Here is a 26,666-nt window from a genome sequence, read left to right on the forward strand (position 1 = left end):
TTGCTGATGCGCCCGTGAGGTCGATGGACACCATACAGAAAGTGACACGGGTGATCTTCTGGAAAGGGAGAATGCGCACTAGCCAACAGTGGATCGGGCTAGTTTTCAAGGTGGGCATTCTTCGAGCCCACGACGAGCATCTGTCAGGCCAGCAGCCTGAGTAAGAGCCGATCCACCGGCTCAGGCGAACCGAACCGGCAATCACGGGGCTTTCAGCTCTTTTTGTCGACGCCTCGGCGGAGCTGGAAACAGCTCCGCTGGAGGAATTTCGTGGCGGCAACTCTACCTCGCGAATCACCACCGATACATCGAAAAATACCGGTGATGGAAGGGATTTGGACTATTTCGATGTCCACTCTCTACGTGTTGGGAAAATGTATACGCCCGCGGGGACCGTCTGCCCGGGTTTCAATCAAATGTCCCGGATTTCCTTGCCTTGCCCAAATGGCTGATGTTGCAATTGTCCGGTAGGTCACAGTCGTCTCGGTTCCGCGGTTCCAATTGCAGCACCGGCACGTTCAGGTTTTGTAGCGAAAGGACACCACCCATGTTGAGTCAGCATGAGATTCAAAAGCTGCTTGAGGACAAGGCCAAGGTATTCGGTCCCGACGGTGAAAAGATCGGAACCCTCGGCCAGATCTACCTCGACGACGAAACCGGCACCCCCAACTTCGCCACCGTGCACACCGGATTCCTGGGAATGGCCGAGAACTTCGTGCCGCTGGATGAAGCGGAGATCTCCGACGAGAATCTTTATGTGAAGTTCCCGAAGGATTTCGTCAAGGACGCCCCCAACGTGGATCCCGGCGGGCACCTCAGCGAGGCCGAAGAAGACCGGCTGTACAGCTATTATGCGCAGGCCGGGGTTGGAAACACCGGCCTGGCTGCTCAGCCGGACCTGTTGGAAGGCACCGCGCCATTCACCTCGGAAGAACGTGGGGCCCGTGACGATTTCGCCCCGGTCCGTCCGCGGCTGCGCAGGTATGTGGTCTCGGAAGGCTCTGGCGACGAGACCGTGGTACCTCACGTGGGTGAATCGTCGCAGCCGGGTGCGCGGGTAAATGACTTTAACGGCGCTGCGGTAGAAGAAGACCCCAGCCGACCTGGCCGCAGCGACCGATTGGATCCGTAACGGTACGCAAGCGTGTGATTCCCCGGGAATGACCAGAGCCACGACTCCAGGGCACTGTCGCCCAGAGGGAATTGGCCTGACGGGGGCGCCGTGTATTTGATTGGTCGAACCTTTTGGCAACGACGTGGCCAAAATCTAACCCGTGTGCCGCATGGAAATCATCTCAAATGAGTGCGGCGGTTGGAGTTGGCCTGACGGTGTTCAATCATTCATGGAACGATTTTTCCCACGGATTCTGGAGTCAGGATCAACAACAAGAGCGACAAGAAGGGTGACGAAGCTGCCGGCAACGCCAGGGAAAAACCGCAGCCCCGCAGACGAGCTGTTGCGGGCAAAAGGGGTGAAAACCCCAGCCGCTGCCAAGAGGACCAAGCAGGCCGGCGAATGTCTCACGGACGCCGAGAGGGAGGTTCCCGACCGCAAGTGAGATTAATGGATCCGCTGAATCTTACCTGGGAGTCTGTACGGCGAGCCGGGGGTCCTTGGCGGCAGGGCTCAGATGCCAATCTATTGGTCTTCCGGCAGCTCTAGTACCGGATTTACGAGGCAGTGGGCTATTGAGCAAGTCCGGCGGCCTCACAGCTTCACCTGCTCATGAGCGACACCATACAAGTGCGCGATTTTCGCTGCTGTTCCACTCAGGAGGAAGACTCATTATTACCCACCCTTTGATCCCCCAACTGAAACGCGCCACAACGATAGCGTGTCCGCAAAATGACTCGTCAACCGCGCCGTTTCATACCTCGGACGCGAAACCGGGCTGCGAGGTGTGTCTCACGGGCGAGTACTTGGTCTATGAAGAAATCCGCTTGGTAACGAAACCCCAAAGCGGTGATCAGCCAATCTGGGATGTCGACTGCTGGTGCGGTAAATGCGAAACGTTCTACGGGTTCCGGACCGTCTATCGGCCCCGAAAACCTGCTTTGAGCACCTAACCCTCCAAGTCAGTTGTTCCTCGCCGGGGGATGAACGACCCGCATTCTGAAGCCTCGCGGGGACGGTTGCCCGATTGGTCGACGGAGTGGCTCAGGCCGCTTGGGCCGTGTTGTAGCTTCCGCAGCGGGTTCCCTTCTCGCTGGGGCCCCTTACCGACTTGGGGGCCCCACTCCATGCCCGCTAGGGATCCTTCCGTGAGTTTTGCCCCGGCGCAGGGAGGACTGCAGGGATATGCACCGTGTGGTTGGAATTGGCCCTGATGAACCGCCGCAACGGTCCACACCTTCCTCGCGGGACCCTAGTACTAGGCTCGGCCTGTGACTACTCATGATGCTGACGAAGCAAAAGGACCGGCAGCGCCCGCCGACGGCCCGCCCGACTCCGGCACCCTGGAACCCGAAATTCCCGGGAAACTCCCGGGCACTCCCACTCAGCCCGATGCCCTCCAGGTTGAAGAGACCGTGGCGACGGCGCCGTGGTGGCGCCGCGTGATCGGCCGGGCACAACACACCTGGGATTCGCGCATCAAGCCGCCGGAGAATTTCGGGTTCCCTCCGGATCCCGGACACGACGTCCCGGCACCCGCGGCGGAAACCCTCAACGGTGCCCGGGCGCACCCGGTGGCCTTCGGATTCCTCTTTACCGTCGGTGTCGGGCTCGCATTGCTTGGATTCTTCCTGCTCACCAACGTGGGTTCCCTGGTCACCTGGATTGCGATCGCCCTGTTCATCGCGCTGGGCCTGGATCCGGTGGTGCGCTACTTTGTGGGCAGGGGCCTTTCACGCATCGCCGCCGTCTTGATCACCATGGCCTTGCTTCTGGGAGTCGCCGGAGGATTCATCGGCATCATCATCCCGACGATCGTGACCCAGACGGCACAGTTCATCGAACGGGCCCCGAGCATCGTCGACGAATTCCTGAAGTCGGAATTCTTCGTTTCCCTGGACCGGCAATACCAGGTCTCCGACCGCATCAGCCAGGAAATCGGCAAGTTCTTCACCGACACCGGTGCCGTGGGCGGAATCTTCGGCGGCGTCCTGGGAGTCGGCAGCGTGGTGGCGCAGGGCCTGTTCGGCGTCTTCATCGTGCTGGTGTTGGCGATCTACTTCCTCGCCTCGCTTCCGGCGTTCATGGCCTTCTGCTACAGGCTTGCCCCGCGCTCCAAGCGGGCCAGGACCGAGAAGCTTGGCAACACCATCACCCGCTCGGTCGGCAACTACGTCATGGGCCAGGCCGTTGTCGCGGTGCTGAACGCCACGGTCGCGCTGATCCTCATGAGCATCCTCAACGTCCCGTTCGCCGCCCTGCTCACCCTGATGGTCGCCATCCTGGCGTTCATCCCGCTGGTCGGCGCGGCAATTGCCGGCATCCTGGTGTCGCTGATCTCGCTGACCCTGGGATGGCAGACCGCAGTCGTCTACGCGATTTGCTACTTCGGCTACCTGCAGCTCGAGGCCTACTTCATCTCCCCGCGGATCATGCAGAAGGCCGTCTCCGTGCCCGGTGCGGTGGCCGTCATCTCCGTGATCGCCGGCGGCACCCTTATGGGCGTGGCCGGGGCTTTGATGGCCATTCCCACGGCCGCCGCCGCCATGTTGCTGCTGCGCGAGGTCTTCATCGTGCGGCAAGACCGGCGCTAGCCGCACGTGGTCCGCGATGGCGGGCGCTGTGACCGGAATGGGGACGATATTGCTCGGAGCGGGAGTGCCGTCCCGTGACGTCCCCAGCGGTGGCCCATTTGCTGCGCACCCGGGCCCATTCCCGGCACCGGACACCCAGGAACGTCTGGTCCCCCGCATGGGGTCCGGAGGTCCTTGCGCCGCGGGGCAACGGAATACCGGAAAGATGCTGGCCAGAAGGACAGGTCAAGCACCCGTGAGCTTGAAGAACTCATGGAGTTTGGGGAGAAGGAGGGGTCTTGAAGAGCCGTTCTCACCCAGGGAGCGCTGCACAGCCCCGGTGCTGTCTTTCGATTCGTGATCCCAAGTCACGGGCTCATCGATTTGGATCCAGGCTCAATCGCATGCCGACCGACCGCGGTCAAAGACCCGGCGGGAACTGCCGTCCGCCGCTCATGTTGCGAACGCGCAGCATGTGTCTGGGCCTCGTCATCAACCCTCATGCCGCGATCCATATTTCTATTCTCCGAACGAGGCCGGAGTGTCTACAAAAATGAAGGTGGTTCATCCCGGAGCCGACTACAGAGCCGCCAGCGTTGTACTACCCATGGTGCGGATGCTATGCCTGAGGTCCGGATGATTGCCGGCAGGCCTGCGCATCCGAAGAAGATCCTCACGAAACCGAAGGAGCAACCATGGCTGACTATGACAACGAAAAGCGGAACCTGGAACACTGGAGCCACCGGATCTCACAGGCCCTGCAGATCCTGGACTTGGAGGAAGAGAATGAACTGATCCTCAAGCCTGGCCGAGGAATCCTCCAGGTCGGTGAGCCCCTCTGCCGGACCGATCAGCGCGTTCTACGTCGGATACGCCGCGGCTCTGGCGGCCACCAGCGGCCACATTGATCCACAAAAGGCAGTGAGATCCGCCGTGGAGAAAGCCCTGAAGCTGTGCGAAGCCGGCAACGAGCAGGGCCCCGATCGCGGCGGATGGGCGGAGACCGCCCGATAGTCCGCTGCCGGACGTTTTCCGTTTCGAAACGCCCGGTACCGATCCCGTATCCCGATTTAGGCCGTGACCGACGCGCCGACCTCGTGCCCGTCGGAGGCCGGCACCAGCTTGACCACTACGTGCTTGGACACCGGGGTATTGCTTCCCTCCGCCACGGCCTCCAGCGGGACCAGCACATTCGCCTCGGGATAGTAGGCCGCTGCACAACCCCGGGCACTGGGGTAGGCCACCACCCGGTAATTGCGCAACACGCGTTCCTTGTGGTCCACATACTCGCCATGGATATCCACGTATTGGCCATCCTGAAGACCCAGTTCGGCCAGGTCCTTTGGGTTCACGAAAACCACCTGGCGGCCCTTCATGATCCCGCGGTAGCGGTCATTATGTCCGTAAATCGTCGTGTTGAACTGGTCGTGCGAACGCATCGTCTGCAGGATCAGCCGCCCCGGCGGACATTGCACGTGTTCCAAGTCGTTGACCGTGAACACGGCCTTGCCGGTGGCCGTATGGAAGGTCCGCGAATCCCGCGGGCCATTGGCCATCACAAAACCGCCATCCTGCCGAATCCGCTGGTTGTAGTCCGCGCAACCGACCACCACGCGCGAGATGTGCTCCCGGACCAGGTCGTAGTTCTTCTCGAATCCGGTCCAGTCCACGTTCACCTTCTGACCCAACGTGGCCCGTGCCATCCGGGATACGATGGCCACCTCTGAAAGCGGGTGCGGCGCCACAGGCTCCACCTTGCCCCATGACGGATGCACGGCACAAACGGTATCCTCCACGGAGACGAACTGCTCGCCGCTTGCCTGCCGATCGATTTCCGTCCGACCCATGGTGGGCAAAATCAGGGCCTCCCGGCCCACGACGGTGTGGGACCGGTTCAGCTTCGTGGAGATCTGGACCGACATCTCCAATTTCTCCATGGCCGCCTCCGCCTCATGGGTGTCCGAAATCGCCGCCACCAGGTTTCCTCCCAGCGCCACGAAAACCTTCATTTCGCCGTCGCGCATTTTCTGGATGGTCTGCACCGCATCGGTCCCGTGCTCGCGGGGCGGATTGAAGCCGAACTCCTTCTCGATCGCGTCCAGGAAGCTTGGCGGCATTTGTTCCCAGATGCCCATGGTTCGATCCCCCCTGCACGTTGGAGTGCCCGCGGATCGGGGACGCCCCGGCGCCGGGTTTACCGATGTTGCCGCGCAGCAGCAGCAGGTTGATGATCTCCTTGATGGTGGCCACCGCCTTTTCTGCTGGGTCAGGCCCATGGCCCAGGTAATGATGACCCGCTCGGCCTTCAGATAGCGCACAGCAAGTTCGTCGATCTCCTCACGGCGCAGGCCCGTGGATTCGAGCACCGCGTCCTCATCGAGCCGGGCCAGGTGCGCTTTGAGTTCCTCCAAGCCCTCGCAGTGGTCTTCAATGAATTGACGGTCCAGCACCGTTCCCGGGCTCGCTTCCTCCGCTTCCAGGACCCTCTTGGAAACCGCCTGCAGCAGTGCCATGTCACCGCCGAGGCGGATCTGCATGAATTGGTCCGCGATGTCGGTGCCCCGGCCGATGATGCCCTTGACTTCTTGCGGGTTTTTGTAGCGCCGCAGGCCGGCCTCCGGTAGCGGATTCACAGCGACAATCGCGGCGCCATTGCCTTTAGCTTCTTCCAGAGCGGTGAGCATCCGGGGGTGGTTGGTGCCCGGATTCTGGCCCACGATGATGATCAGGTCTGATTTGCCGAAGTCGTCATACGCAATGGTGCTCTTGCCGATGCCCAAGGTCTGCCCCATCGCCCAACCGGTGGACTCGTGGCACATGTTCGAGCAGTCCGGCAGGTTGTTGGTGCCGAATGCCCGCACAAACAGCTGGTAGATGAAGGCCGCCTCGTTGGAGGTGCGGCCACTGGTGTAAAAAGCCGCCTCGTCCGGGGACGCCAGGCTGTTCAGTTTCGTGCCAATAATCGAAAATGCCTCGTCCCAGCCGACCGGCCGGTAGTGGTCCTCGCCCGCGGGCTTGTACACCGGCTCGGTGAGTCTGCCTTGCTGGCCCAGCCAGTACTCCGACTGCCCGCGCAGTTCGCTGACCGAATGCTCCGCCCAGAAGCCGGATTCCACGGTGATCGGAGTGGCTTCCCAAGTGACGGCCTTGGCCCCGTTCTCACAGAACTCAAAGGCCTTGCGGTGGTCGGGGTCCGGCCACGCACAACTCATGCAGTCGAAGCCGTCCCTGTGGTTCATCGCCAGCAGCGTCTTGCGGCTCCTGTCCACACCCATGTCCTTGAGGGCCGGAACCATTGAATGCATGACTCCGGGTAGGCCCGCCGCCCAGGTTTTCGGTTTGCCGACCTCCATTTCGTCGTCGGTGGGCTCGTCTACGCGAGGAGGATTTTTGCGTGCCATTTTGCACTTCCCTTTTCTTCACCAATGCCGGTCTGCGCGCTTGCATGCCGTCTGGGAGTGTGACCGCGCGCACCTATCTCAGGACTAACAGTTATTCGCGGGTGCCGCAAGCAAAGCGGGCTTTGGGGCGGGCGGATCCTTACAGTCAGGCGGGAGCAGGGCGACTCCGGAGCGCCGGGGTGGGTAGGAAAAACTTCAGAACATTGGCCCGGAACCCTTGCCAAGCCAACCAGGTGGCAGGAAATCCTCCATCCTCCAGATGTTGGTGTAAAAACTCCGCGGCCCGGCCGTGACCCCTGCCGCCAGGGGCGTTGAAAGCCTCGGCACCAACCGCCGTGGACGGTTACGGCGGACCCTCGCGGCCAGGGACGGAGCCCGATCCCTACCCGAACCCTACTCCTGACCCGTTTCCGTCAATGCCTTCCACTTCTTCGGGAATGGAACGCTGCTGGCCTACGGCTCCAAACATCGCCGAACAGCCAGCTCCAGGATTCCAGATCCGGGTTCCATCAGCCGTCCCAGCCGCACGTACAGAGCAGACTTCGGGAATGCGCGGTCTTGGATTGGGGTTCCCACAATTCGATGATGGGAAAGCACCAACGAAGAGGACGGAGGTAAGTTACAAGCGTGGAAGCTACGTTGTATGTACCATCGTGGGCATTCTTGTGGCCGTTGCCTTGGTGATCTGGATAGTTTCAGCGATCTAGATCGACGTCCCCAGTAGCCATAAGGTCGCCCGACCATAGTTGGGGAGGCTACCTCAGGAAGGACTTGGGATACGCGCATCATTTGTATCCCAAGGCTTTTTGTTCAGGACGGAAGCCGATGGCCACAGTCATTTATGTAGTCCTCAGCACGGAACTTTTAACGCAGGCAATTGCTATCTGACAGATCAAGTCAGCTACCCCGGATGGCGCCCCCTGAAGCTACGAGGCGACGTGGAAGGTCGCGACACGCACTGCATCAGTCTTTCACGTAGTGTCAGCCCGGCGGCACGACCCATGGGGCACACTTGATGCCATGGACGGTGCCGAGGAATTTACGACCCAAAGCTCGACGGTTGAGGATTGGACGCGGGCCTTGGCGGAGTCCACCGGCTCGCCGGGCGGGGGTGCCGGGACGGGGTTGATGCTCGCCATCGCCGCTTCACTGACATCCATGGTTGCCGGCTACACCGAAGCCGACGCGCGCGAGCACGGGGAACTCTCCCGCGTTCGGGCACGAGCTCGATCACTCCGGCAGGACGCTCTTCGCCTGGCCGACCAAGACGCGTCAGCATCCCGGGCCTTCGGAGCCGCGTTTCGGTTGGAACCGGGTCCGGAACGTGATGCCGCCATATCTCGGGCATCCATTGATGCCGCCAAGGCATCGGCCGTCCTGGGCAGGCGGGCTATCGTTGCCATCGGGGACCTGGCGTGGCTCGCGGCCAACGGCAACCCGGCACTTATTGCCGACGTCGTCGTCGCGTTCGGCGCCTTGAGGGCTACGGTGGCCGGTGCGCGCACCAACGTCAGCTTCGATCTCGCTGCGCTCACCTCCGGTGGCAGCACTTTGGAGCAGATTCGCGACCGGCATCCGGACCTATGGGCGATTGTTGATGATCTCAACGACGCATTCGATCGGATCGACCGGCTAACGGCCGAGATTGATCATCGCGCCGCCCCCACCGACGACCTGGAGTAAGGCGGGGCGGAAACTCGGGGCATCCCCGGCGATGCGCAGCGCCCGGCGGCCGGGAGACGCTGGCGGCGGAGGCCACCCGCGCAGCCACAGGCCGTGGGAGGACACACCCCACGGCGCCTTCCCACGGCGCTTGCCTGGCTAGGTGGCCGCGGGTGCAACCGGTGCCGGTGCGGTCTGCGTCTCCACCAACAGGGCCGCGGCGATGGCGTCGAAGGCGCGCAGGGTGGGGAAGAGCCTGGCCGGATCCTGCGGCAGCGGCCAGCTGGACAGCTTCACCGCCACCACCCGGGCGGGGCGGTTGATGTAGACCATCTGCCCGTGGATCCCCAGGCAGAGCAGCACGTCGTTGCCCGCGTAGGGGAACCACATCTGGTTCCGGTACATCCCCCCGGGCATCAGGTACTCGCCCGGGCCGGTGGCGAAGGCATCGCGGGAATCCGGGGCCCCGGCCAGGGTCTGGTCGATCCACTCCGGGGAGAGCACGCGTTCGCCGGCCAGCGAGAGGCCGTCGTCCAGGAAGAGGGAGCCGAAGCGGGCCATGTCGCGCAGCGTGGCGTTGATCCCGCCGTCGAAGATCCCGGTGCCGAACTGGTCGATGCCGATCGTGGCGTCGGATTCGGCACCGATCTTGCCCCACACCAAGCGGGACATCAGCTCGGGCATGGTGGACCCGGCGGCGGCCTCGCAAACCCAGCCGAGCATGTCGGACTCGCAGGAGCGGTACTCGAAGACCCCGCCGTGGGCGGTCTTGCGCCGCAGCGTGCTCAGGTACGGGTACATGCCGGTGGGCCCGGGGGGCTTGGTGGGCGACCAGCCGATGGCCTGTTCCAGCATCCGGATCCCCGCCAGCGGGTCCAGGTAGTCCTCGGAGAACTCGATGCCCGAGCGCATGTCCAGCAGGTCGCGCACCGTGGCCCCGGCATAGCCGGTGTCGGCCAACTCGGGCAGGTAGCCGGTCAGTTGCGCCTCGGCATCCAGCACCCCGGAATCGCACAGGGCCCCGGCCACCGCGCCGATGAGCGACTTGCTCATCGACATCAACAGGTGCTGCGAGCCCGGGGCCATCTCACCGAAGTACTGCTCCGTGAGCACCCGGCCGCGGTGCAGCAGCATCCAGCCGTCGGTCTCGGTGGACGCCATGACCGATCCCACGCTCATGGGCGCTTCCCCGGGGACGGCCGCCGCCAACATGACGGAGTCCAGGTCGCGGTGTGCCGCCGGAAGCTGCGCCGCCTCTCCCTTCCCCCGGGATATCGTCGCGGTGGGCAGGAAATCGGCCATGTGCTGGAAGGACCAGCGCAGGTTCTCGGGCAGTTTCCAGTTGTTCATGTCCACCCCGGCGGAGTGGTGATCCAGGTTCGTGCCGTCCACGAGCGTTGCCTTCCTGTGCTGAACCGTTGCAGCGTTCAATTGCTGCTTTGGCGCTTCGTCGCCGCACCGTTGCGGCTTTTTCGTTGCCGTGCCGGTGCGGCGTTGGTCTGTTTGGACCCTACCACCGGGTTTTCCCTCCGTCCCGCAGCGTTCTTCATTCGTTTGTGGCGGCCGTCAATGTGACACCGGGTGGCACGGGTACCGGCATCCTGCCCCGTCTAATCGCCGATAACCGACCCATGGAAAGTGCGACTTTCGTCCCGCCCGAGTCCCGTTCACCCACGGGCATGAAGCCGACGCGCACGGAACCTCCAGGGAATGCCAACGAGGGCCCCGGCTTGGGGAACCCAGGACCCTCGCATGCAGCGCGACATTGGCGCGGCGCATAGCCCGAAACTCACGGGCGGGGGAACCCGAAAATCGAGCCGGTCGGCTTTGCCTGCGGACCCCGAAAAGGCCTTCGCAGGCCTCACATCGGTCCGCAGTCCCAGGTTGGGCCGTGGCACGATTCTTCCCGCCTGCCCCTGTGGAAAGCTTGATCGTTGCAGCGTCGGCTCGTTCCCCTTGAACTGTTCCGGTAAACATGCGTAACTCTTCGAAAAGCATGATTTCCCGCTCGGAATACTACTGCCAACTGCTCCCCTGAAACGTGCCGGGATCGGGGTATCACTTCATACGGGCCGGGGCAGGTCCAAGGCCACCCGATATCCCTTGCCGCCCATGGCGAAGGCGACAGCTATCGACGATCTTATGACAACGTGACCTCGTCGAGGCCATGGAGCGGAGCGCGGTCCCACGGCGAAAGTGCGCCGACACGCTGTCCGCTCTTCATTACCGCTGGTCAGGTCCGCTACCTCAGCCGCGAACAAAAACGCCAGCAAGTATTCCCTGTCCATGCATGTCGATACCCCCGGAAAAGTCAATGCATTGCCTCAGATTTAAACCTCCGGGAAGTACTCTGGTGCCTGCGGGATGTTTGTGTTTACGATGTGCTCAACGTTGCACCTGTGGTTGAAGGTGCACATGCTAACCGCTCCGTCGCGGGGACGACGGACATACGGATGGGGATGCAATGGTTGACCTGCAGAGGTTCGAGAACGCGCACTATCTCACGGTGGCCGAGGTGGCCCTGTCGATGCGGGTGTCGAAAATGACCGTCTACCGGCTGGTGCATGCCGGCCAGCTGCCCGCCGTGCGTTTCGGCAGGTCCTACCGCGTGCCCGAACTGGCGGTGGAGGAATACCTGGTTGCCGAGCAGCACGCGGCCACGTCGCCGGTCCCCCGCCTCACGGCCCCCTGACAATGCAACGCCGGCTGCCTGTGCCAGGGGCCGGCGGTCGGGGCGATGACAACGACATGCCCGTTGCGTTCCTTCTTCGTCCCGCGTGCCTGGTGGGTTTGCAGGCACACACAGGAAAACCGTTCATGAATCCGCGCTGGATTCCTCGCCGGACACCAACCATCCGACCAGCCGGATTGCGGCATTCCGCGACCGCGCCATCCCTTGCCGGATGGCAAGCCGCATTGCCCGAAACACAATCGCTTTGGGGGAATCATGAAAAAAATCGTCTCCGTGCTCGCATCCGGTGCCCTGGTCCTCGGGACGTTCGCCCTGGCGCCACCGGCACTCGCCGCACCCCCGGAGGTCCGGCCGCCTGTAGCTTCCCCGGTTTCCGTGGCCGCCGCAGGATCCACCTCCCCGAGGATCCTCACAGGCGCCAAGAAGACCACCACGACCGACAAACCGAACAAGTCGGTCCAGACGACCAGGCTTCCGGTCCTGCAATCCTCGAGCACCACGAACCGCAAAAACTTCACGGCCTATGCGAACGAGGCCGTCGCGGCCGAACTGAAGGCCTTCAATGCCGCACGCAAGGGCAAATGCCGGGGGAACACGAGTGCCACCTTTGATGCTCGGCCCGGCAGCACGGGCGTCTACAAGGGCCGCTACGCCTCCGTCACCATGAACTTCTCCCTGCACCTCTGCGGGGCCGCGGCAACAAGCAAGGCACGGTCCTTCACGGTGAACCTGAAAACCGGCAAAAAGGTCGGCATCTCCACCTTCGTCTCCCAGAACGACATCACCACCAAGATGGCGGTGGCCAACAACTTCGCGGCCGCCAAGAACAAGTGCCTCGGCGAACTGAACCCGGCCTCCCGCGATTTCCCCCGACCCATCGCCTGGGACCTCTCGGCCAAGGGCATCCGGCTCCACTACGCGAAGAAATCCGCAGGAACCGGCACCTGCGAAACCCCCACCGTGCTGCTGCCCTGGACCGAGGTGGCCACCGCTCAGGACATGAGGGGCGCGGTCCAGAACCGCACCTACGTCGGCACCCTCACCTACGACAAGGACTACGCAACGTACCGGGGCGAAGTCATCGTGACCTCCGTCCAGGGCCGCAAGGTGACGGTGTTCGATACCTTCCTTTTCAGCGACGGGGCCTGCCTCCACGGCGTCCGCACCGGCACCAGCGCCATCCTCAGCCAGTTCGGGGGCGACAACACCAAGTTCAACGCACGATTCAAGGACACCTCCGCCAACCCGAAATTCGACACCGCCCAGTTCGGAAAGGGATGGCACGAAGCAACCGCCACCGAGATCAAGAACATCGTCCGCACAGTCGGCGGCCCGATGTTCACCGCCCACCAAGTGTGCGGGTCCTAATTCTTCCCTACGGCGAACCGGTCTGGATCAGATGCGCTAGAGGGACTCCTCCCGTGGCAAGGCACCAGGCGATGGAAGCGGCTGCTGAATCGTCCCGTTGATCTTGTCTCAAATACATGAGCGGTCCGTCTTCGAAGGGACGTCCGTTCCCGCCAACGACGGCACCTCTGGAACGCGGTGCCCTCGTTCCCGGCAGATTCGGTTCAATCACAGACATGTAGCCACCGCATTCAAGCTCCGCCGGGGAATGCCGACGAGGGTCCTGGCTCGGGCGGGCCAAAACCCTCGCTGCACCGCAACATTGATGCGGCGCTTGGCCCGAAATTCAAGGCAGGGAACCCAAAAATCGATCCGGACGGCTTTACCTCCGGACCCCGGATAGGTCTGCCGCACGGCACGCGTCGGCAAGGAGTCCCGGTTTCGGCCGCATAACGACTGTCCCGGCCAGACCCGTGGAAAGCTTTGGCCCTTGCCGGGATGGCTCATTGAAAGTCGATGAGTCCCCGAGATCAAAGTGCCGCTTCCTGGAGGGGTCGTAGCTGGTTTCCCGTGGGCACAACAAAAATCGAGCCCCTACTAGGTGCTGCATCGGCACGGAAATGGAGAATCCCCACCGACGATTTTCACGGAGACTAGGGAACCCCCGCCACATCGCAGTCAATGGCCAGCGAGGCTCCATATTGCGCGAATATGCGGCTACACTTCGGCGGACTTCTCCTGGCAGAGCCCGGATCTTTAGGGTCCGCATGGTCGGTTCGCTCACGGCCACCTCCACCGCAGTGCCGGCCAGATCCAGTTTGTGGATTCCTGCCGGAATTACCAGGCTGTAGGCCAACTTCGCACCGACTTTTTGACAGTTCTGTCATACGGCCGCGAAGTCTCTGGAACAAGGCCAAAGCATGGTCCTTTTACAGTTTCCCCGATTCCTGGGCAGCGTCCGGTGCTGCACCTAGCGTGGCGTGCATGCTTGCCCTCGGTTTCGTTCCCCCAAATCCCAAGAAAAGCCTCCCATTTTTCTATGGCACAGCCAAGGGCGCTGGGTATCGGGCGGGGAGTTTCGTCGGATCTGAGGAACGTTGATATGGTTGCGTTTACGCAGGTGACCCCCAAGTACCTGCGCAACCATTCGCCGATGCCCAATCCCCCCCAGAAAGGCATCTGCGAACGAAAGGCCCCACCCTTGCGCGGGTGGGGCCTTATGCGCGCGTCAAACGGACAGCAATTGAGGCCTGCCCACCATTTGGGTGGTCGCGACCAAGGATGCGTTGCGCTTTTCAACGACCTGGATCCTAGCTAGCCCGTGTTCCAAGACGGCCTGCACAATGACATGCAGTGCATTGATTCGTTCCTAGCGATCACCCGCACCAGAGCTACATCTTCACCTGTTGCTCCGACCAAATGAAGTGATTGTCTCTTCATTGGCCGAGAGGTTCGCACCAACACTTGTCACAGGCCGGTGCCTTCCATCAATCCACAGGTGTTCGTTAGCCCGAACCCATGAGCTGAAGAATCCCGGAGATGATGTTCGCCTCGCGTGAGATCTGGCGCCAGGCATTTTCCTTGGTTCCTGCTGCACACCGCGCTTCTGCAAATGATGTCTCCCTCGTTGGGGACAGCTCCCATAAGGGCTCTCATGTGCCGTCAAGGGACCGCACAAACTGCCGCTGCCGCCGTGACACGCAGCAGGGGCGGTGTTCCAAATCAAGCAGCCAAAGTTCGAAACGATTGGCAACGAGAACAACCGCAAGATATGACCCGTCTAACGGAGGCTAGGCCTCTTGATGGTACGTGCCGTTGACGATCTTTCCGTCCGAGCCTTGGTGCACTTCGGTGACGTCAAGGATGCGGGTTCCTTCCACGGACAACCACCCTGTCGGGCCATATTCGAAAAGCACCTTGCTGTATCCGGTTTCGGGGACATGGATGATCTGAAGCACTCCACTGGCAAGGATCTTGTACCCGGTTTGTGAGGTGCGGTCCTCACGATTGCCCCCGTGATGGGTGACGTGGTAGCTCATCGGTTCCTCTTTTCGCCCGGGCGAACATGCCTGTATGGCAGGTTGAGAACGAACCCTACCAATAATTCGCATCCAAATCCTCGTGAACTGACCCACATCCAACTACCTTGACAGACGCCCGCAGCTACCTCTGAGGCTTGCTCTAGGCCCACACGCTCACCTCACAACCGGGTGCCGATCAACCCCTAGAACAAGCGGATGCGGGGACAGGCTTCAGTTCGATATTTGTATCTGAAATCTCATCCATATATGTGTGGGCCAGAACCTTTGCGATCACTACCTGCCCTCCTCTTTTCTCCACGTCGGACGCTACCGGCGATGGGCGAATTAGCGAGGAGGCCCGCAGACACTGTTGGGCGAGAACACTGATGCCATATCTCGTGTGTTGGCCTCAAACACAGGCGTATGCAAGGCTCAACCATCAGGACTTGTTGGCATCCACGCAATGATCTGGTGATCTGGAAGGCGTCTAGACGATCCGTGTGGCAGCGTGGAAAGACGTCCCCGGGGCCCCTGGGAACAAATTCCCTTTCTGTCTCTCCACAGCGGAACGAGTTGGGAGGTTTCCAGCCCAAGACCGAGGAGCAGCCGTTTTGATGAAGAAGCTTCAGAAAGTAACCAGCCCAATTGTTGTTGATGATCAGACATTGCCTGGGGACGAGCCTGTCCCAGCGCCCCCACCCGACCCAACGCCGGTACCGGACTCGGTCCATCCGCCGTCTCCACGGCCGGACCCGAATTCTGCCCCCCTTTCCTCCACCGTCACCGGGGCCAGTGCCCGATCCGGGTAGAACGGGGCCGCTGCGGGCGACGGGCATCTGAGGCTGCTCCCCGGACAGAAATCCGTGGGGCCAAGGCCAGCCGCACCAAGTCTCATAAGCACCTACGCGAGCATCGCGGTTCCACGGACACCGCGGTACAGCTCAGCGCCCCGGTGCCCGCGTTGGCGACCCCTCGTACAAATGGGAAGGACCGGCAATGTTCGAATCCCCCAGCATCCTGTATGCGGCGGCGGGCGTGGCGGTCTTCGCCGCTGCGGTGCTCCCGCGACTTCTAAGTCGGGCCCCGCTCTCGATGCCGATGGTTTTTCTCGCGACCGGGGCGCTGGCATTCGGCCTCCTCGGGAACCTACCGGACCCCGACCCCGTCGCGTACCCGGATTTCACGCTGCGCCTCACCGAGGTATGCGTCATCATCTCGCTGATGGGCGCCGGCCTCGCCCTGGACCGCCCGATGGGATGGCGCCGGTGGGCGACGACGTGGCGCATGCTCGGGGTGGCCATGCCGCTGTGCATCCTCGGGTTGACTCTGCTGGGGTTAGGGCTGCTCGGGCTGGGTTTGGCTGCGGCCCTGCTGGTCGCGTCGGCGTTGGCCCCGACAGACCCCGTGCTGGCCTCCGAGGTGCAGGTCGGTGAACCCGCGGACGAGGAGGACAAGATCGGACAAGAAGACGAGATCCGCTTCGGACTCACGTCCGAAGCCGGCCTCAACGACGGTCTCGCGTTCCCGTTCGTCTATCTTGCCATCGCCATTAGCTTGGTCGGAGCCGCTTCCGGGGCCTGGTTCCCGGAATGGTTCGCCGTCGATGTCCTGTGGCGGATCGGCATCGGCGTACTGACGGGGCTCGGCACTGGAAAGCTTCTGGCCGCAGTGTTCTTCTCGTCGCGGCCCGAGGCCATCCGGCTTGCCGAACATTCAGAAGGCTTCGTGGCCTTGGCCGCGACGTTCCTCGCCTACGGCGCCACGGAAATGATCGAGGGCTACGGTTTCATCGCCGTGTTCATCTGCGCGGTGACGATCCGGGCGGCCGAGCACACCCATGGCTACCACCGGGTGCTGCACAGCTACGTCGAACAGCTGGAACGGCTGATGACAGTGATCATCTTGGTGCTGCTCGGCGGCGCGATCGCCCGCGGGCTGCTCTCCGGGGTCGGGTGGCCCGAGGTCGTCGTCGCTCTGGCCTTCCTGCTCGTAGTCCGTCCACTGGCCGGATGGATCGGCCTGATGGGCGGCAAGACCGGGATGCGGGAGCGTATTGCCATCGCCTTCTTCGGCATCCGCGGCATCGGTTCCCTCTACTATCTTGCCTATGCCTTGGACACGGGTGACTTTGGCGATCAAACGGACGACCTGTGGGCCCTCGTGGGCTTAATAGTTGTCATGTCCATTGTGCTGCACGGGGCAACGACCGCACCTGTCATGAACAGGCTCGACAGGCTCCGCCAGCGCGAGGCCCTCCGGCGATTCGGCGACGAGGGTCAAGCCCCGAACACCGCAATCTAATGCCCTTCGATGGTGGTCAGTTTGTGTTCCATTTCGTCCAGAAAGAACTCCGTTTCGTCGTGGAGCCCCCGTGGCCAAGCCAGGCCAGAGCCTCAATCCCGCGGACTTCACCGGCACCTCGGCAAATGCCTCCATTGCGCGTACCGCCCTGACACCTTCCGCCTGCTCGACCGACTCCTCACCCGCTGGAACGGTTCATGAAAATCGACGAGTTCAGCACCGTAATCGGCGACGTCATCGAGGCGCTACGCTCCGCCCTCGTCATCGAAATCAGCTAAAACCGCCAAATTGAGCTGTGAATAACCGTCCTTCCGAAATATCCCGACGGCCCGGCCATATCCGGGCATATATCCTTGAATTCGTCAGGGTGTCCGTTTAATGAGGTTGCTTCGCAATTCAGCGTCTCAGGGAAGGATCAGGCCGTCAGTTCTTCGTTCGCGTCGCTGATCACCTGCCGCAAGCCACCGCGGGCGTAGCTGTCGCGCTGCCGTTGGGCGCCGTTGCCGCCCCGAGCCAGCCGTTCCAGACCCGATAGAACGAAGTCGCTGTCGCCATTTGCGGCCAGGGCATCCCGGATATGGTCTAGCAGTGCAGCGAGTTGCTTTTCGGTACTGGTTGCCTGCCCTGTCTCTGGGGCGACTTGGTTGCCCTTCATCCCGTGCTTGGCCGCTTGCCAGAATGCGAGGTCTAACACCTCCGGGAGCAGGTGATCGGTTGCGGAGGTGTCGTGCAAACATGTGTCGACCAGCGCGCGCACCATGAGCGCCAACAGCACCGAATCCTCGGAGCGCAATTGCGCGTCGGCAATCCTGATCTCCACGGTGGGGTATCGGCTGGACAGGCGTGCCGCCCACCCGATGTGGCCCTGGTCCAAAACGACATCGGAAGCCAGCAGGGTGGCAAGGCGCCTCTGGTAGTCACGGGCATCAGCAAAATGAGGTTGGATCCCCTGTACGGACCACCTTCGATAGTGGATGCTGCGCCAGGAAGCGAAACCGGTATCGGCTCCGCGCCAGAAGGGCGAGTTCGACCCGAGCGCCATGAGCAGCGGCAACCACGGCCGAAGCCCGTTCAGTGCCACGACACCGGCGTCCGGATCGGGTACGGAGACGTGAACATGCAGCCCCGAAACATACTGGTCTCCACTGATCCCTGGAAGAAACTCGTGCATCCGGCGGTAACGTTCCTGGTCGGCAATTTTTGCGGCCCCCGCGGGTACCATCGGAATGGTACCCATGCTCACGGGCAGGAGGTTCAGGCCTTGCACGGTGCGGGCCAGCTCCTTGCGGTACTCCCGCAGCGATGCCAGTGCGGCAAGCCCATCAACGCATATCGGTGTTGCAGTTTCAACTTGGCAGGCCAAGAGCTCGGATTGGGTGGTGTTTCCCCCGGCGTGTATGGACATCAGGGCGGCGGATGCAGCCGCGTCCGGGACAGCTGGCAGCCCCGTTTGCGGGTGAAGCAGGAAGAATTCTTCTTCAATACCGAAGGTGCTCATGGGAAGCCTTCCATGGGTGAAGTTCAGGCAAAGCAACGGTGGGGAATACTGTTGTATGCGTCGAGACGGGGGTTCCCCTTCGGGTCCTCCCGGCACGACAGCAATTTCCAGGTCGGCACCCGTAGGTCAGCCCAACCCTCATCGCGGTGCAGGCCACCGGGTCAGCGGCCGGAACCTAGGCACACCGGTGTCGCACAGAGGAACTACTCGTCGGCCTCAGTATTGGTCGCCGGACCGGATTCGGTGGCGCCACCCTCGTCGGTCCAATCGTGTCCGGGCTCGGTGGACAGCGACGGATCCGAGACGTGGTCTTCGCGTTTGGCATGCTGTTTTGCTGTTTCTTCTGCCGGGTCCGTTGTGGGATTCTGGGATTCCGTCATGGCTGCCATCTCCTTTGAGCGTTGATTGGGCAAATTCGGTGGTGGCGTTCCGGCCACCTCGGTGGTGTCTTGTTTTTCTGGCTCGTCAAACCGAACCAGCTTGTGGGTGCCATCGCAAAATGGCTTGATTTTTGACCCGCCACAGCGGCACAGTGCAACGGTTCCGCGGTGCGGGTCCACCGGCTGGCCATCGCCGTCGACGATGTCGAAGGTCCCGCGGATGACCAGTGGCCCCTGTGGGCAGATGGTAATGCGGGCGCGGGCGGAGGCGCTCACGACAGGGCCCGGCTGTTCGTGAGCAAGGAGCTGAGGCCCGATTCCCAGGCGTCCAGCTGCCATCGACCCACCAGCCCGTCGAGCAGGACGACCGTGGCAGCTCCGAAAAATACACTGCTTGCCATGCTGGGGTCTGCCTCGATCAATCCGCCGGCCAGATCGCGTCCGGCTATCTGTTCATGCACGGCATCGGCCTCCACGTGTTCGTCGAAGTAATCGGTGACCGGTGCGTCGAATCCCAGCCGTCGGAATCCGCGGGCATACTTGGCATTCGGTATCGAAGACGTCATCTCGTAGATCGCCAAATGCCCGCAGATGGCGCCGCGGTGCCGGCGATGAAGACCGAAGAGCGAAATGACATTCACCGAAGCCAACGTGATGGCCGGGATGACATCGATGTAGGTTCCGAAGTCGCTCTTGAGCCCCACCCCTTCCATGGTGCGGGCAAACAGCTCAGCATGCGTTCGTCCGGGGATTCCACCCCCATACTCGTCCGTTTGGATCTCAACCAGTGCCGACTTGGCACGCCCGGTGAGACGGGGGATCGCCCACGTATGCGGATCGGCTTCCTTGAGTTGGTAAATGGATTTGTGGACCAAGAATTCACGGGCCTGTTCCACCGTCGCGTTGCGTGCCAGATACGTGGAAACCGACGGCCCGGTTGCGTCTTGGCTCATGCCGAAAAGTGCGTCCGCGACCGCCTGAGCATTCGGGGTAGGTCTGGGAAGCTTTCCCATGGCGTCCCGCAAACGGTTCTCGAATCGTTCTTCGATCCTGCGCCGCAATGCCAGAAGCGGTGGATGCCATTCCCAGTCTGCGGTGAGGGTATCGAATCCCGAATAATGCAGTTCATAGAGCACGAACAGGGATACCTGAAGATCCTCGTTGAAGAAAATGTCGGCGTCAGCGTCGAAGGCTTCTTGCACCGTAGCCTCAAACTGTTCCAGATGCTGTGGCAGATCGTTGCGTGCCAACGTTTCCAAGAGGAGCACGCTGAGCGGGCCACGCGCGGTGGGAAGATCTTGCATGGTGCCCCTTTCGTAGATCGGCGCTTTCGAACACGCAATCGAGCAAGGCCATGTGGCCTGATGGATGCCGTGAGGAAGCTGTCCGGATTCTAAGGATGATCGTGAACCAACCGTAGTTCGCAGAGGCCGGGACGACAACCACATGGACCTCGTCGGCGACTCAGGCCAAGGCGTCCACAGACGACCTAGTCCTGTGCGAGATGAGGAATAGTCGCCGTGGTTGAGGATGTCTCCGAGAAAGGAGAATTCACAGCAAACATCAAGTTTCAGGTCCTACGTTGGGGTTTGTTCCTGCTGTATTCAATCAAAGGAGGACCTTATGGGTCTCGGAGACAAGATCAGTAACAAGGCACAAGAAGCCGCCGGCAAGGCGAAGGAAAAGGTCGGGGAGGCAACCGACAACGAGCGCCTGCAGGCCGAGGGAGCCCAGGACCAAGCTGAGGCGAAAGCCAAGCAGGCCGGCGAGCATCTCAAGGATGCAGCCAAGGACGTGACCGGCCAATAGTTGCATGCGGGGCTGGGACCTCGCGGAACGCGTAAACTGGTCCCCGAAAATTGGACCCGCACCTAAAATTCCATGCACCAGGGTCTGAATCCGGTCTTGAACCGGGTACAGACCTTGGTGCATTAACGATATGCGTTCATGGTTCTGCCAATGGATTGTGGACTGGGGATTCGGCCGCGGTCACGCGAGACCTTGTGTTTTCATGGGTAGTACTTCACCTCTTCTTGCTGGTGGCAGAAGAAATTATCCACACCGGTTCATCGAGGCAATTGGCCTCCATTTTGGCCCGCCCAGTATGGAGGCGGAGGGCAGCACCGTCTGGTGTAGGTCCTGAATCCCTTGATTTTCTTGCACTTCAAATGTCCGCCGCGACTCAGCGTTTTGATTGCCCCGGTGCGTGATCGATTCGCAAACCTGGTGCTGGGCGATCCTGACACCGTGAGGGCGACCACCGACCGGTCAAATAGGTTCGTGAGCGCTAAGGGATAGCGCTTCCGGTCAATGATCATTGGCTCAGCCTTGCCCTGGATCCATTTTTGAGGAGGTGCGGTGGTTACGAGTTCACGATTCAGGGGGTTCTCCATTCGGGGACTTGTTCCAGCAGGGCTGCGGTGGTTTCAGGTTTTTGTCGATATTCCTGCTCGAGCAGTTTGAGCGTGGTGTTCTCGAACTCTGGATCCGTCGAAGCCATGGCCTCGACGGCCAATGCCACCCGTAGATTTGCGGCGTAGGCGTCGGCGGCCGTGGAGGCGATGCAGGTATGGGACGAGACCCCGGCCAGGACCAACGAGTCGATGTGGTGCCGGCGCAGTTGTTGGAGCAGGTCTGTGCCCCAAAACGAGCTGTCCCTGTGCTTGATGACCTCGATAGAGTCCTTGGTGTCGAGTCCGGAGAGATTGTAGGTTTGCGGTGTTCCTTCGAAGAGGAATCCTTGGTCATCTTCGAGCATGCTCAAGGTCCAGGTCGATTTGTCCCTTTTATGGATTGTCCGGATATTGAATATCGGCATAGCACCGCGGCGGGCCGCCGCCACAAGGTCGTTGCAGTGGCCGATGAGACGTTCTCGGCGCGCTTCCAGCCTTTGGTCCTCGAAGAATGCATTCTGCATATCCACCAGAACCAATGCGGTGCGTTTGAAATCGTGTGCAACTGTAGCCATCGCCACCCAGCCCAATCTGAGACTAAAATCCGGCATGTGCTTCGGATTTTCACCTGAGCCACCCAGCCATGCCCGCCCAATGGCAACATACGAGGCACGGCCATCGAGACCCAAGGCTGAGGGAATCCCCAGTGTGCACGGCGGGATGGATATCATCCATCGGCACTTGGCAGGTCCGGATCTTCGAGACCTCCGGGGGCCAATCCTAGTGCGGGGCGATCGCCCCGCTACAGACCCCGGCACTCATCTTTTGCGGGAGCCGTTCGTCGAATCCCAGAACGCGGGGGAACCGGGAGTTCAATACCTATTCCTCGTGCCCTTGGTCCCTGCTCATGGAGCTTTCAGCCGGTGGTGTCTCCCCCGGCGGGACGCCGCCTCCAGGTTCCAGTCCGGTAATGTTCCCTTGTTCGGGATCAGGGTTGGGACCGGCCGGTTCGTTCTGAGGGTCTTCCTCGGTGCCGTCGTTCGCATCCCGGTGAGTCTTATCGGAGCCATGGGGCTTTTCCATGGTCACACCTTCCTGGTATCTTTTGGGGCTTCTTTGTCAGTGGATCGTAGTTCATGGTCCCTACCCAGACAAGGCCTAGGGGAGCACGGTAAGTGCCGCGATCGCATGGTCCGTCCCGTACCTTTGCCCGTTCCCGAGAACAGGCACGGCTTCTCCTTCAACGTGGGGATTCGGGCACATCAATGCCTTTACGTTGCCCCGGATTTGGCCGTACGCTCGCGACATGAAGACCCAGTTTGTATTGTGGCTTGGCTTGATTGTTGTGGGTTTGGCTTACATGACCTTTATCAGCTTCTCCGGGAGGTAGCCGGCCATGAAAGAGAAGATTCGCGACCAAGGCCTCGGCATCGGCTTTGCACTGATGTTCGTACTGGCGCTGATAGGCCAGTCCTTTGCCGGGCTGGGGGTCTACAACGAGAACCAGATCGCGCATGGATCGACTCCCATCGGATACTGGGAGTTCGTCACCTCGAGCAACTTCGTGGTCGACGAGGCCGAGAACTGGCAATCCGAATACCTTCAATTCTTCCTCTTCATCTTGGCCACCGTATGACTGGTCCAACGCGGTTCACCCGAATCGAAGAAACCAGGCGATGCCGGAGTGGACACCGACGAAAACCAGCTGGTCGGCAAATATGCCAAGCACAATTCGCCGGCCTGGGCCAAGGCCAGGGGTTGGCGCCTGACGGTCTATTCCAATTCCCTGCTTCTGGTCATGGGTGCGGTTTTTCTCGCCTCGTGGTGGCTGCAGTCGGTCGCCGGGACCGTCGTGTACAACGCCGAGCAACTGGAGCACGGCCAGCCGAGCGTTTCATGGACCGGGTACGTCACTTCGGCGGATTTTTGGGATCGTACGCTGCAGAATTGGCAGTCAGAATTCCTCGCCGTGGGCAGCATGGTCACGCTTTCGATATATTTGAGGCAGCGCGGCTCCGCCGAATCCAAGCCAGTTGGCACGCCACATGAAGAAACCGCCACCGAAGCGGAATAGAGCATGAACCGAACGCCTCACTGCAGGGATATCAACCAACGCAGAGAATCGAAAAGCTTCGAACTCCCCCGCAGCTTTTGGGAGTCTCCCGTCGCACTCGTCTCGATTTAGTGGCGCTGGCTTTTGTCCGCCAGTTTCCGGGTCCAGCGATTGGTTATCGCTTGGATGCAGGCAGCACTGGCGCCGGAAATGACGGCGAAAACCAATACTTTCCCGAGGGTCGCGCGTTGCTGCGCCGTTGGGTTCGCCGGGGTTGGAGGCTCCTCGCCCGTGATTTTCGTCCACACGGCGCTTACGACTTTCGTTCCAAGCAGTCCTGCCAGCAATGACACGACAGTTCCGAATACCTTGGCCTGTATTTTCATGATGATTCCTCCAGGTTGCTCTGCGTATAAATGCCCTGTGCACGGGACGCGGAAGTGATCCGGCCTGTTCGTTGGGTAGTTTGTGCTTCGGTCTTCAGAGCGGGTGCCCCGCTTCCATGTCGCTGATCTGCGATGGCTGTAGCTGCTCGGAATCCTCCTCAACATGCATCTCGACCGGCGCAAGCACCAGTCCGAGATGATCGCCCAAGTCGGTCCGGTCCACTACCTCGGCAACCATCCTCCGCCGACAGCCGGTCAGCACCGGGACCCCGTGCGGACCGGGCCGCCACACGCAAGCCGCGAACTTGTCGATGTCGTCGCCGGTTTTCCCGCCGAACAATTCGGCCAGGTCCCGCTGGCCCGCGTCCACCACGTGCACGCCCACCATCCGAGCCCGGGACATCAGCTCGAAGCTGTGATTGATTTTGGAGATGCAGACCAGGAACCGGGGCGGCTCGATGCTGCACTGGGTGGCGAATCCGACCAGGCACCCGGACCGCGATGCCGGCCCGGTTTCCGTTTCCGTTTCCGTTTCCGAGGCGACGGTGACGATGTGCAACGGGTAATCCAGGCCCTGCAGGAATCTTTCAAGGTCGGTCTTTTGTGCCATCGGTTCCCCTTCAGAAATTCATGTCGGACACTTTGGCGTCCGAGTAGTGGGCGGCATGGCCATGTGGCTCAACCTCACGGCGCCGAATCTTACGGATTCAGGGGGTGTGTTTGCCTCCGTTGACGTTCAGGGTCTCCCCGAGGACATAGCTGGATTCGGCGGATGCGAGAAATACATAAGCAGGTGCAAGCTCGACAGGCTGCCCAGCCCGTCCCAGCGGGACATTGTGCCCGAATTTGGGAAGTGCGTCTTTGGGCTGTCCATCCGACACCTGCAGCGGCGTCCAAATCGGGCCCGGCGCGACTGCGTTCACCCGGATCCCACGTGGTGCGAGTTGGACGGCGAGTCCCTTGGTCAGGGCATTTATCGCTGCCTTGGTGGAGGCATAGTCCAGCAGCGTCGGCGAGGGATCGTAGGCTTGGACGGACGTCGTATTGATAATGCTCGCTCCGTCGGGAAAATGCTTCAACGCGGCCCTGGAGAGGGTGAACATGGCCAGGACATTGACCTGGAAGGTCTTCATGATCTGCTCATCATCCAGGTCTTCCAAGCGTTCGACGGCGATTTGCTTCCCGGCGTTGTTGACCAGGATGTCCAGTCCTCCCAGCGCTTGCGCTGCCTCGTCGACCAAGGTGTTGAGGTAATTCTCGTCGAGCAGGTCGCCGGGGAACCCTACGCCCAACCGGCCTTCCTCCTGCACCAGGGAAAGAATCCGGCCCGCGTCTTGCTCCTCCGCGGGTAGGTAGGCGATCGCGACGTCGGCGCCTTCCCGGGCGAACGCGATGGCGACCGCGGCGCCGATGCCCGAATCGCCGCCGGTAATGAGCGCTTTGCGCCCCTTCAGCCGTCCGGTGCCCTTGTATGTTTTTTCCCCGTGATCCGCCAGAGGCTCAAGCAATGCGTCAAGACCGGGCTCAGGTTGGTCCTGTTTTGGTGGGGAGATCCGGGGATGGCGCTTCACCGGATTATCCACAGCGAGCTGGTTCTTACCATTCATAAGCTTGGGTTTGCGGTCAGTCATGAAGTTCTCCAAGGGCATTGGCAAGCGACTGGGTGTGATACCCACGGTAGGACATCAGGAAATGCCAATCAATGCGTACGTTGGATTGGCGGCATTCCGGTTCCGGGCTTTACCGTCCCACCGGCGCGTATGGTTCCGATGCACGCACGGGTTCAGCATGGGTGGGCCCGCCGGTTCTCCGTATCCGCTGAAAGGGCAGTGCGCGGAGGAAGGATGCATCCGAACCTGGTACCTGACACGGCCTCCATGGGTGCTGTGTGCCCGGACCCCGTTGGCTGCCGGGGAGCCAACGGGCAGGCCAATGCAGTTGCATCGGCCTGCCAAATTGATGGCTACAACAGTTACCCGTCAGGCGGCTGTTCTTTTCCTCCCGACGATGACGCCAAATATTCCGGCCATCCCAGCCTCCCCCTGCCTGTCGAGTCCTCATGAAGAGGGCGTATGGTGCCTCGCGTGAATGGTATCTGTCCACCGATTTGGTGTCCGGGGCATCATGACCGCGCAGTGCCGGCCAGCGCCGCTTGAGTCGGTTCAGGGGGAAGTACGCCCGTCCGGGTTTTCACTTCCGTCTTCTGCTTTGCGGGGCTGCTCCGATTGGCTGGGATCGAGGGTTTGATCTTCCTGTGCGGCGGGTGAATCAGCAACACGGCGTCCGCTGGTCTCGGTCTTCGGATCCAGCGATTCGGCCTCTCTGGCTTGCTCCTGAGCTCGTGCTCGGGACGATTCAGCCTCTCTGGTTTGCTCCTGGGCCTGTGATCGGGCCGATTCAGCCTTTTCGGCTTGCTCCTGGGCCTGTGATCGGGCCGCTTCGGCCTTTTCGGCTTGGTTGCGGGCCTCTTCACGGAGGCGCTCGGCGTCAACGTCTGCCTGCTGCGCCGCAGCGGCCGAACGCGCAGCTTTGGCTTCACGTTCCTTGGCTTTGAGCTCGTCGGCGGCCGCCGCCTGGCGGAGATTCTCCGCCTGCTCATGCTCCTTGGCTTGCTTCCGCCGTCGGCCCAAGAAAAGCACCAGACCAAGCACCAGAAGAACGGCGACGATGATTACGATGATCCATGTTAACTGGCCGGAATCCATGTTTGTCGACCTCTTTCGATGGGAACAACGAGCATAGAAACAGTAAAGCGCAAAACCCGGACTGTTACTACGGATACTACGGAAGCGCCATGACCGTTCGCCACTGAGGGGATTTCCGTTCATGGTCGATGGACCACTCG

20 protein-coding genes and 1 pseudogene are annotated in these 26,666 nt (G+C 61.4%); 9 read left to right on the top strand and 12 right to left on the bottom strand.

Annotated elements, in window-relative coordinates:
• The first annotated feature begins 547 nt into the window (after positions 1 to 547).
• The 3 genes from JOF47_RS08445 to JOF47_RS08455 all read left to right on the top strand — a co-directional run bounded on the left by JOF47_RS08445 (position 548) and on the right by JOF47_RS08455 (position 4,701).
• Positions 548 to 1,132, top strand: coding sequence for a PRC-barrel domain-containing protein (locus tag JOF47_RS08445; RefSeq protein ID WP_209997161.1), 585 nt, complete (start codon positions 548 to 550; stop codon positions 1,130 to 1,132).
• Between the two features lie 1,253 nt (positions 1,133 to 2,385).
• A complete protein-coding gene (locus JOF47_RS08450) occupies positions 2,386 to 3,708 on the top strand; it encodes an AI-2E family transporter (RefSeq protein WP_342592739.1) in 1,323 nt (440 codons plus the stop codon).
• An 807-nt stretch (positions 3,709 to 4,515) separates the two neighbouring features.
• Positions 4,516 to 4,701, top strand: a complete 186-nt coding sequence (locus tag JOF47_RS08455; RefSeq protein WP_342592740.1) for a DUF6457 domain-containing protein — start codon at positions 4,516 to 4,518, stop codon at positions 4,699 to 4,701.
• Between the two features lie 56 nt (positions 4,702 to 4,757).
• Here JOF47_RS08455 and JOF47_RS08460 read toward each other — a convergent pair whose 3' ends face one another.
• Positions 4,758 to 7,088, bottom strand: coding sequence for an FdhF/YdeP family oxidoreductase (locus tag JOF47_RS08460; RefSeq protein ID WP_245356312.1), 2,331 nt, complete (start codon positions 7,086 to 7,088; stop codon positions 4,758 to 4,760).
• 1,020 nt (positions 7,089 to 8,108) lie between these two features.
• On the opposite strand from JOF47_RS08460, the gene JOF47_RS08465 reads away from it, so the two are divergent.
• Entirely contained in the window at positions 8,109 to 8,771 is a 663-nt protein-coding gene (locus tag JOF47_RS08465) for a cyclodeaminase/cyclohydrolase family protein (RefSeq protein WP_209997162.1), read from the top strand.
• 138 nt (positions 8,772 to 8,909) lie between these two features.
• Here JOF47_RS08465 and JOF47_RS08470 read toward each other — a convergent pair whose 3' ends face one another.
• The gene (locus JOF47_RS08470; protein WP_342592741.1) at positions 8,910 to 10,142 is read right to left on the bottom strand and encodes a serine hydrolase domain-containing protein; all 1,233 of its coding nucleotides are present in this window, start codon (positions 10,140 to 10,142) and stop codon (positions 8,910 to 8,912) included.
• Positions 10,143 to 11,214: 1,072 nt separating this feature from the next.
• Between JOF47_RS08470 and JOF47_RS08475 the strand changes: the two genes are divergently transcribed.
• Positions 11,215 to 11,442, top strand: coding sequence for a helix-turn-helix domain-containing protein (locus tag JOF47_RS08475; protein WP_209997163.1), 228 nt, complete (start codon positions 11,215 to 11,217; stop codon positions 11,440 to 11,442).
• Between the two features lie 255 nt (positions 11,443 to 11,697).
• Positions 11,698 to 12,810 (top strand): hypothetical protein, encoded by a 1,113-nt coding sequence (locus tag JOF47_RS08480; protein ID WP_209997164.1) that lies wholly within the window; start codon positions 11,698 to 11,700, stop codon positions 12,808 to 12,810.
• 1,769 nt (positions 12,811 to 14,579) lie between these two features.
• Here JOF47_RS08480 and JOF47_RS08485 read toward each other — a convergent pair.
• Positions 14,580 to 14,828 (bottom strand): hypothetical protein, encoded by a 249-nt coding sequence (locus JOF47_RS08485; RefSeq protein WP_209997165.1) that lies wholly within the window; start codon positions 14,826 to 14,828, stop codon positions 14,580 to 14,582.
• A 978-nt stretch (positions 14,829 to 15,806) separates the two neighbouring features.
• Between JOF47_RS08485 and JOF47_RS08490 the strand changes: the two genes are divergently transcribed.
• Complete coding sequence (locus tag JOF47_RS08490; protein WP_209997166.1) at positions 15,807 to 17,111, top strand: cation:proton antiporter; 1,305 nt, start codon at positions 15,807 to 15,809, stop codon at positions 17,109 to 17,111.
• A 415-nt stretch (positions 17,112 to 17,526) separates the two neighbouring features.
• Here the strand turns inward: JOF47_RS08490 and JOF47_RS08495 are convergent, their stop codons facing one another.
• From JOF47_RS08495 to JOF47_RS08505, 3 genes are all read right to left on the bottom strand, one after another.
• Entirely contained in the window at positions 17,527 to 18,609 is a 1,083-nt protein-coding gene (locus tag JOF47_RS08495; protein WP_209997167.1) for a carboxylate-amine ligase, read from the bottom strand.
• Positions 18,610 to 18,812: 203 nt separating this feature from the next.
• Positions 18,813 to 19,265, bottom strand: a complete 453-nt coding sequence (locus tag JOF47_RS21850; RefSeq protein ID WP_342592742.1) for a CDGSH iron-sulfur domain-containing protein — start codon at positions 19,263 to 19,265, stop codon at positions 18,813 to 18,815.
• Complete coding sequence (locus JOF47_RS08505; RefSeq protein ID WP_245356313.1) at positions 19,262 to 20,437, bottom strand: iron-containing redox enzyme family protein; 1,176 nt, start codon at positions 20,435 to 20,437, stop codon at positions 19,262 to 19,264. The genes JOF47_RS21850 and JOF47_RS08505 overlap by 4 nt, the downstream gene beginning before the upstream one ends.
• A gap of 175 nt (positions 20,438 to 20,612) precedes the next feature.
• On the opposite strand from JOF47_RS08505, the gene JOF47_RS08510 reads away from it, so the two are divergent.
• Entirely contained in the window at positions 20,613 to 20,798 is a 186-nt protein-coding gene (locus JOF47_RS08510; RefSeq protein WP_209997168.1) for a CsbD family protein, read from the top strand.
• Positions 20,799 to 21,366: 568 nt separating this feature from the next.
• On the opposite strand, the gene JOF47_RS08515 is transcribed toward JOF47_RS08510, so the two are convergent.
• On the bottom strand, positions 21,367 to 22,071 hold the full coding sequence (locus tag JOF47_RS08515) for a cysteine hydrolase family protein (RefSeq protein WP_245356314.1): 705 nt from the start codon (positions 22,069 to 22,071) through the stop codon (positions 21,367 to 21,369).
• Between the two features lie 190 nt (positions 22,072 to 22,261).
• On the bottom strand, positions 22,262 to 22,465 hold the full coding sequence (locus JOF47_RS21855) for a DUF6480 family protein (RefSeq protein WP_245356315.1): 204 nt from the start codon (positions 22,463 to 22,465) through the stop codon (positions 22,262 to 22,264).
• 313 nt (positions 22,466 to 22,778) lie between these two features.
• Between JOF47_RS21855 and JOF47_RS08520 the strand changes: the two are divergent.
• Positions 22,779 to 23,456 (top strand): annotated as a pseudogene (locus JOF47_RS08520) (DUF6766 family protein).
• A gap of 107 nt (positions 23,457 to 23,563) precedes the next feature.
• Here JOF47_RS08520 and JOF47_RS08525 read toward each other — a convergent pair.
• From JOF47_RS08525 to JOF47_RS08540, 4 genes are all read right to left on the bottom strand, one after another.
• A complete protein-coding gene (locus JOF47_RS08525; RefSeq protein WP_209997169.1) occupies positions 23,564 to 23,821 on the bottom strand; it encodes a DUF4235 domain-containing protein in 258 nt (85 codons plus the stop codon).
• A 94-nt stretch (positions 23,822 to 23,915) separates the two neighbouring features.
• Positions 23,916 to 24,431 (bottom strand): flavin reductase family protein, encoded by a 516-nt coding sequence (locus tag JOF47_RS08530; RefSeq protein WP_209997170.1) that lies wholly within the window; start codon positions 24,429 to 24,431, stop codon positions 23,916 to 23,918.
• 97 nt (positions 24,432 to 24,528) lie between these two features.
• Positions 24,529 to 25,452, bottom strand: coding sequence for an SDR family oxidoreductase (locus JOF47_RS08535; RefSeq protein WP_245356316.1), 924 nt, complete (start codon positions 25,450 to 25,452; stop codon positions 24,529 to 24,531).
• 531 nt (positions 25,453 to 25,983) lie between these two features.
• Positions 25,984 to 26,526 carry a hypothetical protein gene (locus tag JOF47_RS08540; RefSeq protein WP_209997171.1) on the bottom strand — a complete coding sequence of 181 codons (543 nt, stop codon included), beginning with the start codon at positions 26,524 to 26,526 and terminating at the stop codon, positions 25,984 to 25,986.
• Positions 26,527 to 26,666: the final 140 nt, after the last annotated feature.

This window comes from Paeniglutamicibacter kerguelensis (assembly GCF_017876535.1).
In the GTDB taxonomy this organism is placed as follows: domain Bacteria; phylum Actinomycetota; class Actinomycetes; order Actinomycetales; family Micrococcaceae; genus Paeniglutamicibacter; species Paeniglutamicibacter kerguelensis.

Coding starts and splice junctions, on each gene's coding strand:
- JOF47_RS08445 (WP_209997161.1), top strand. CDS start 548: ATGTTGAGTCAGCATGAGATTCAAAAGCTGCTTGAGGACAAGGCCAAG.
- JOF47_RS08460 (WP_245356312.1), bottom strand. CDS start 7,088: ATGGCACGCAAAAATCCTCCTCGCGTAGACGAGCCCACCGACGACGAA.
- JOF47_RS08465 (WP_209997162.1), top strand. CDS start 8,109: ATGGACGGTGCCGAGGAATTTACGACCCAAAGCTCGACGGTTGAGGAT.
- JOF47_RS08475 (WP_209997163.1), top strand. CDS start 11,215: ATGGTTGACCTGCAGAGGTTCGAGAACGCGCACTATCTCACGGTGGCC.
- JOF47_RS08480 (WP_209997164.1), top strand. CDS start 11,698: ATGAAAAAAATCGTCTCCGTGCTCGCATCCGGTGCCCTGGTCCTCGGG.
- JOF47_RS08485 (WP_209997165.1), bottom strand. CDS start 14,828: ATGAGCTACCACGTCACCCATCACGGGGGCAATCGTGAGGACCGCACC.
- JOF47_RS08490 (WP_209997166.1), top strand. CDS start 15,807: ATGTTCGAATCCCCCAGCATCCTGTATGCGGCGGCGGGCGTGGCGGTC.
- JOF47_RS08495 (WP_209997167.1), bottom strand. CDS start 18,609: ATGAGCACCTTCGGTATTGAAGAAGAATTCTTCCTGCTTCACCCGCAA.
- JOF47_RS08505 (WP_245356313.1), bottom strand. CDS start 20,437: ATGTGGTTGTCGTCCCGGCCTCTGCGAACTACGGTTGGTTCACGATCA.
- JOF47_RS08510 (WP_209997168.1), top strand. CDS start 20,613: ATGGGTCTCGGAGACAAGATCAGTAACAAGGCACAAGAAGCCGCCGGC.
- JOF47_RS21855 (WP_245356315.1), bottom strand. CDS start 22,465: ATGGAAAAGCCCCATGGCTCCGATAAGACTCACCGGGATGCGAACGAC.
- JOF47_RS08525 (WP_209997169.1), bottom strand. CDS start 23,821: ATGAAAATACAGGCCAAGGTATTCGGAACTGTCGTGTCATTGCTGGCA.
- JOF47_RS08530 (WP_209997170.1), bottom strand. CDS start 24,431: ATGGCACAAAAGACCGACCTTGAAAGATTCCTGCAGGGCCTGGATTAC.
- JOF47_RS08535 (WP_245356316.1), bottom strand. CDS start 25,452: ATGACTGACCGCAAACCCAAGCTTATGAATGGTAAGAACCAGCTCGCT.
- JOF47_RS08540 (WP_209997171.1), bottom strand. CDS start 26,526: ATGGATTCCGGCCAGTTAACATGGATCATCGTAATCATCGTCGCCGTT.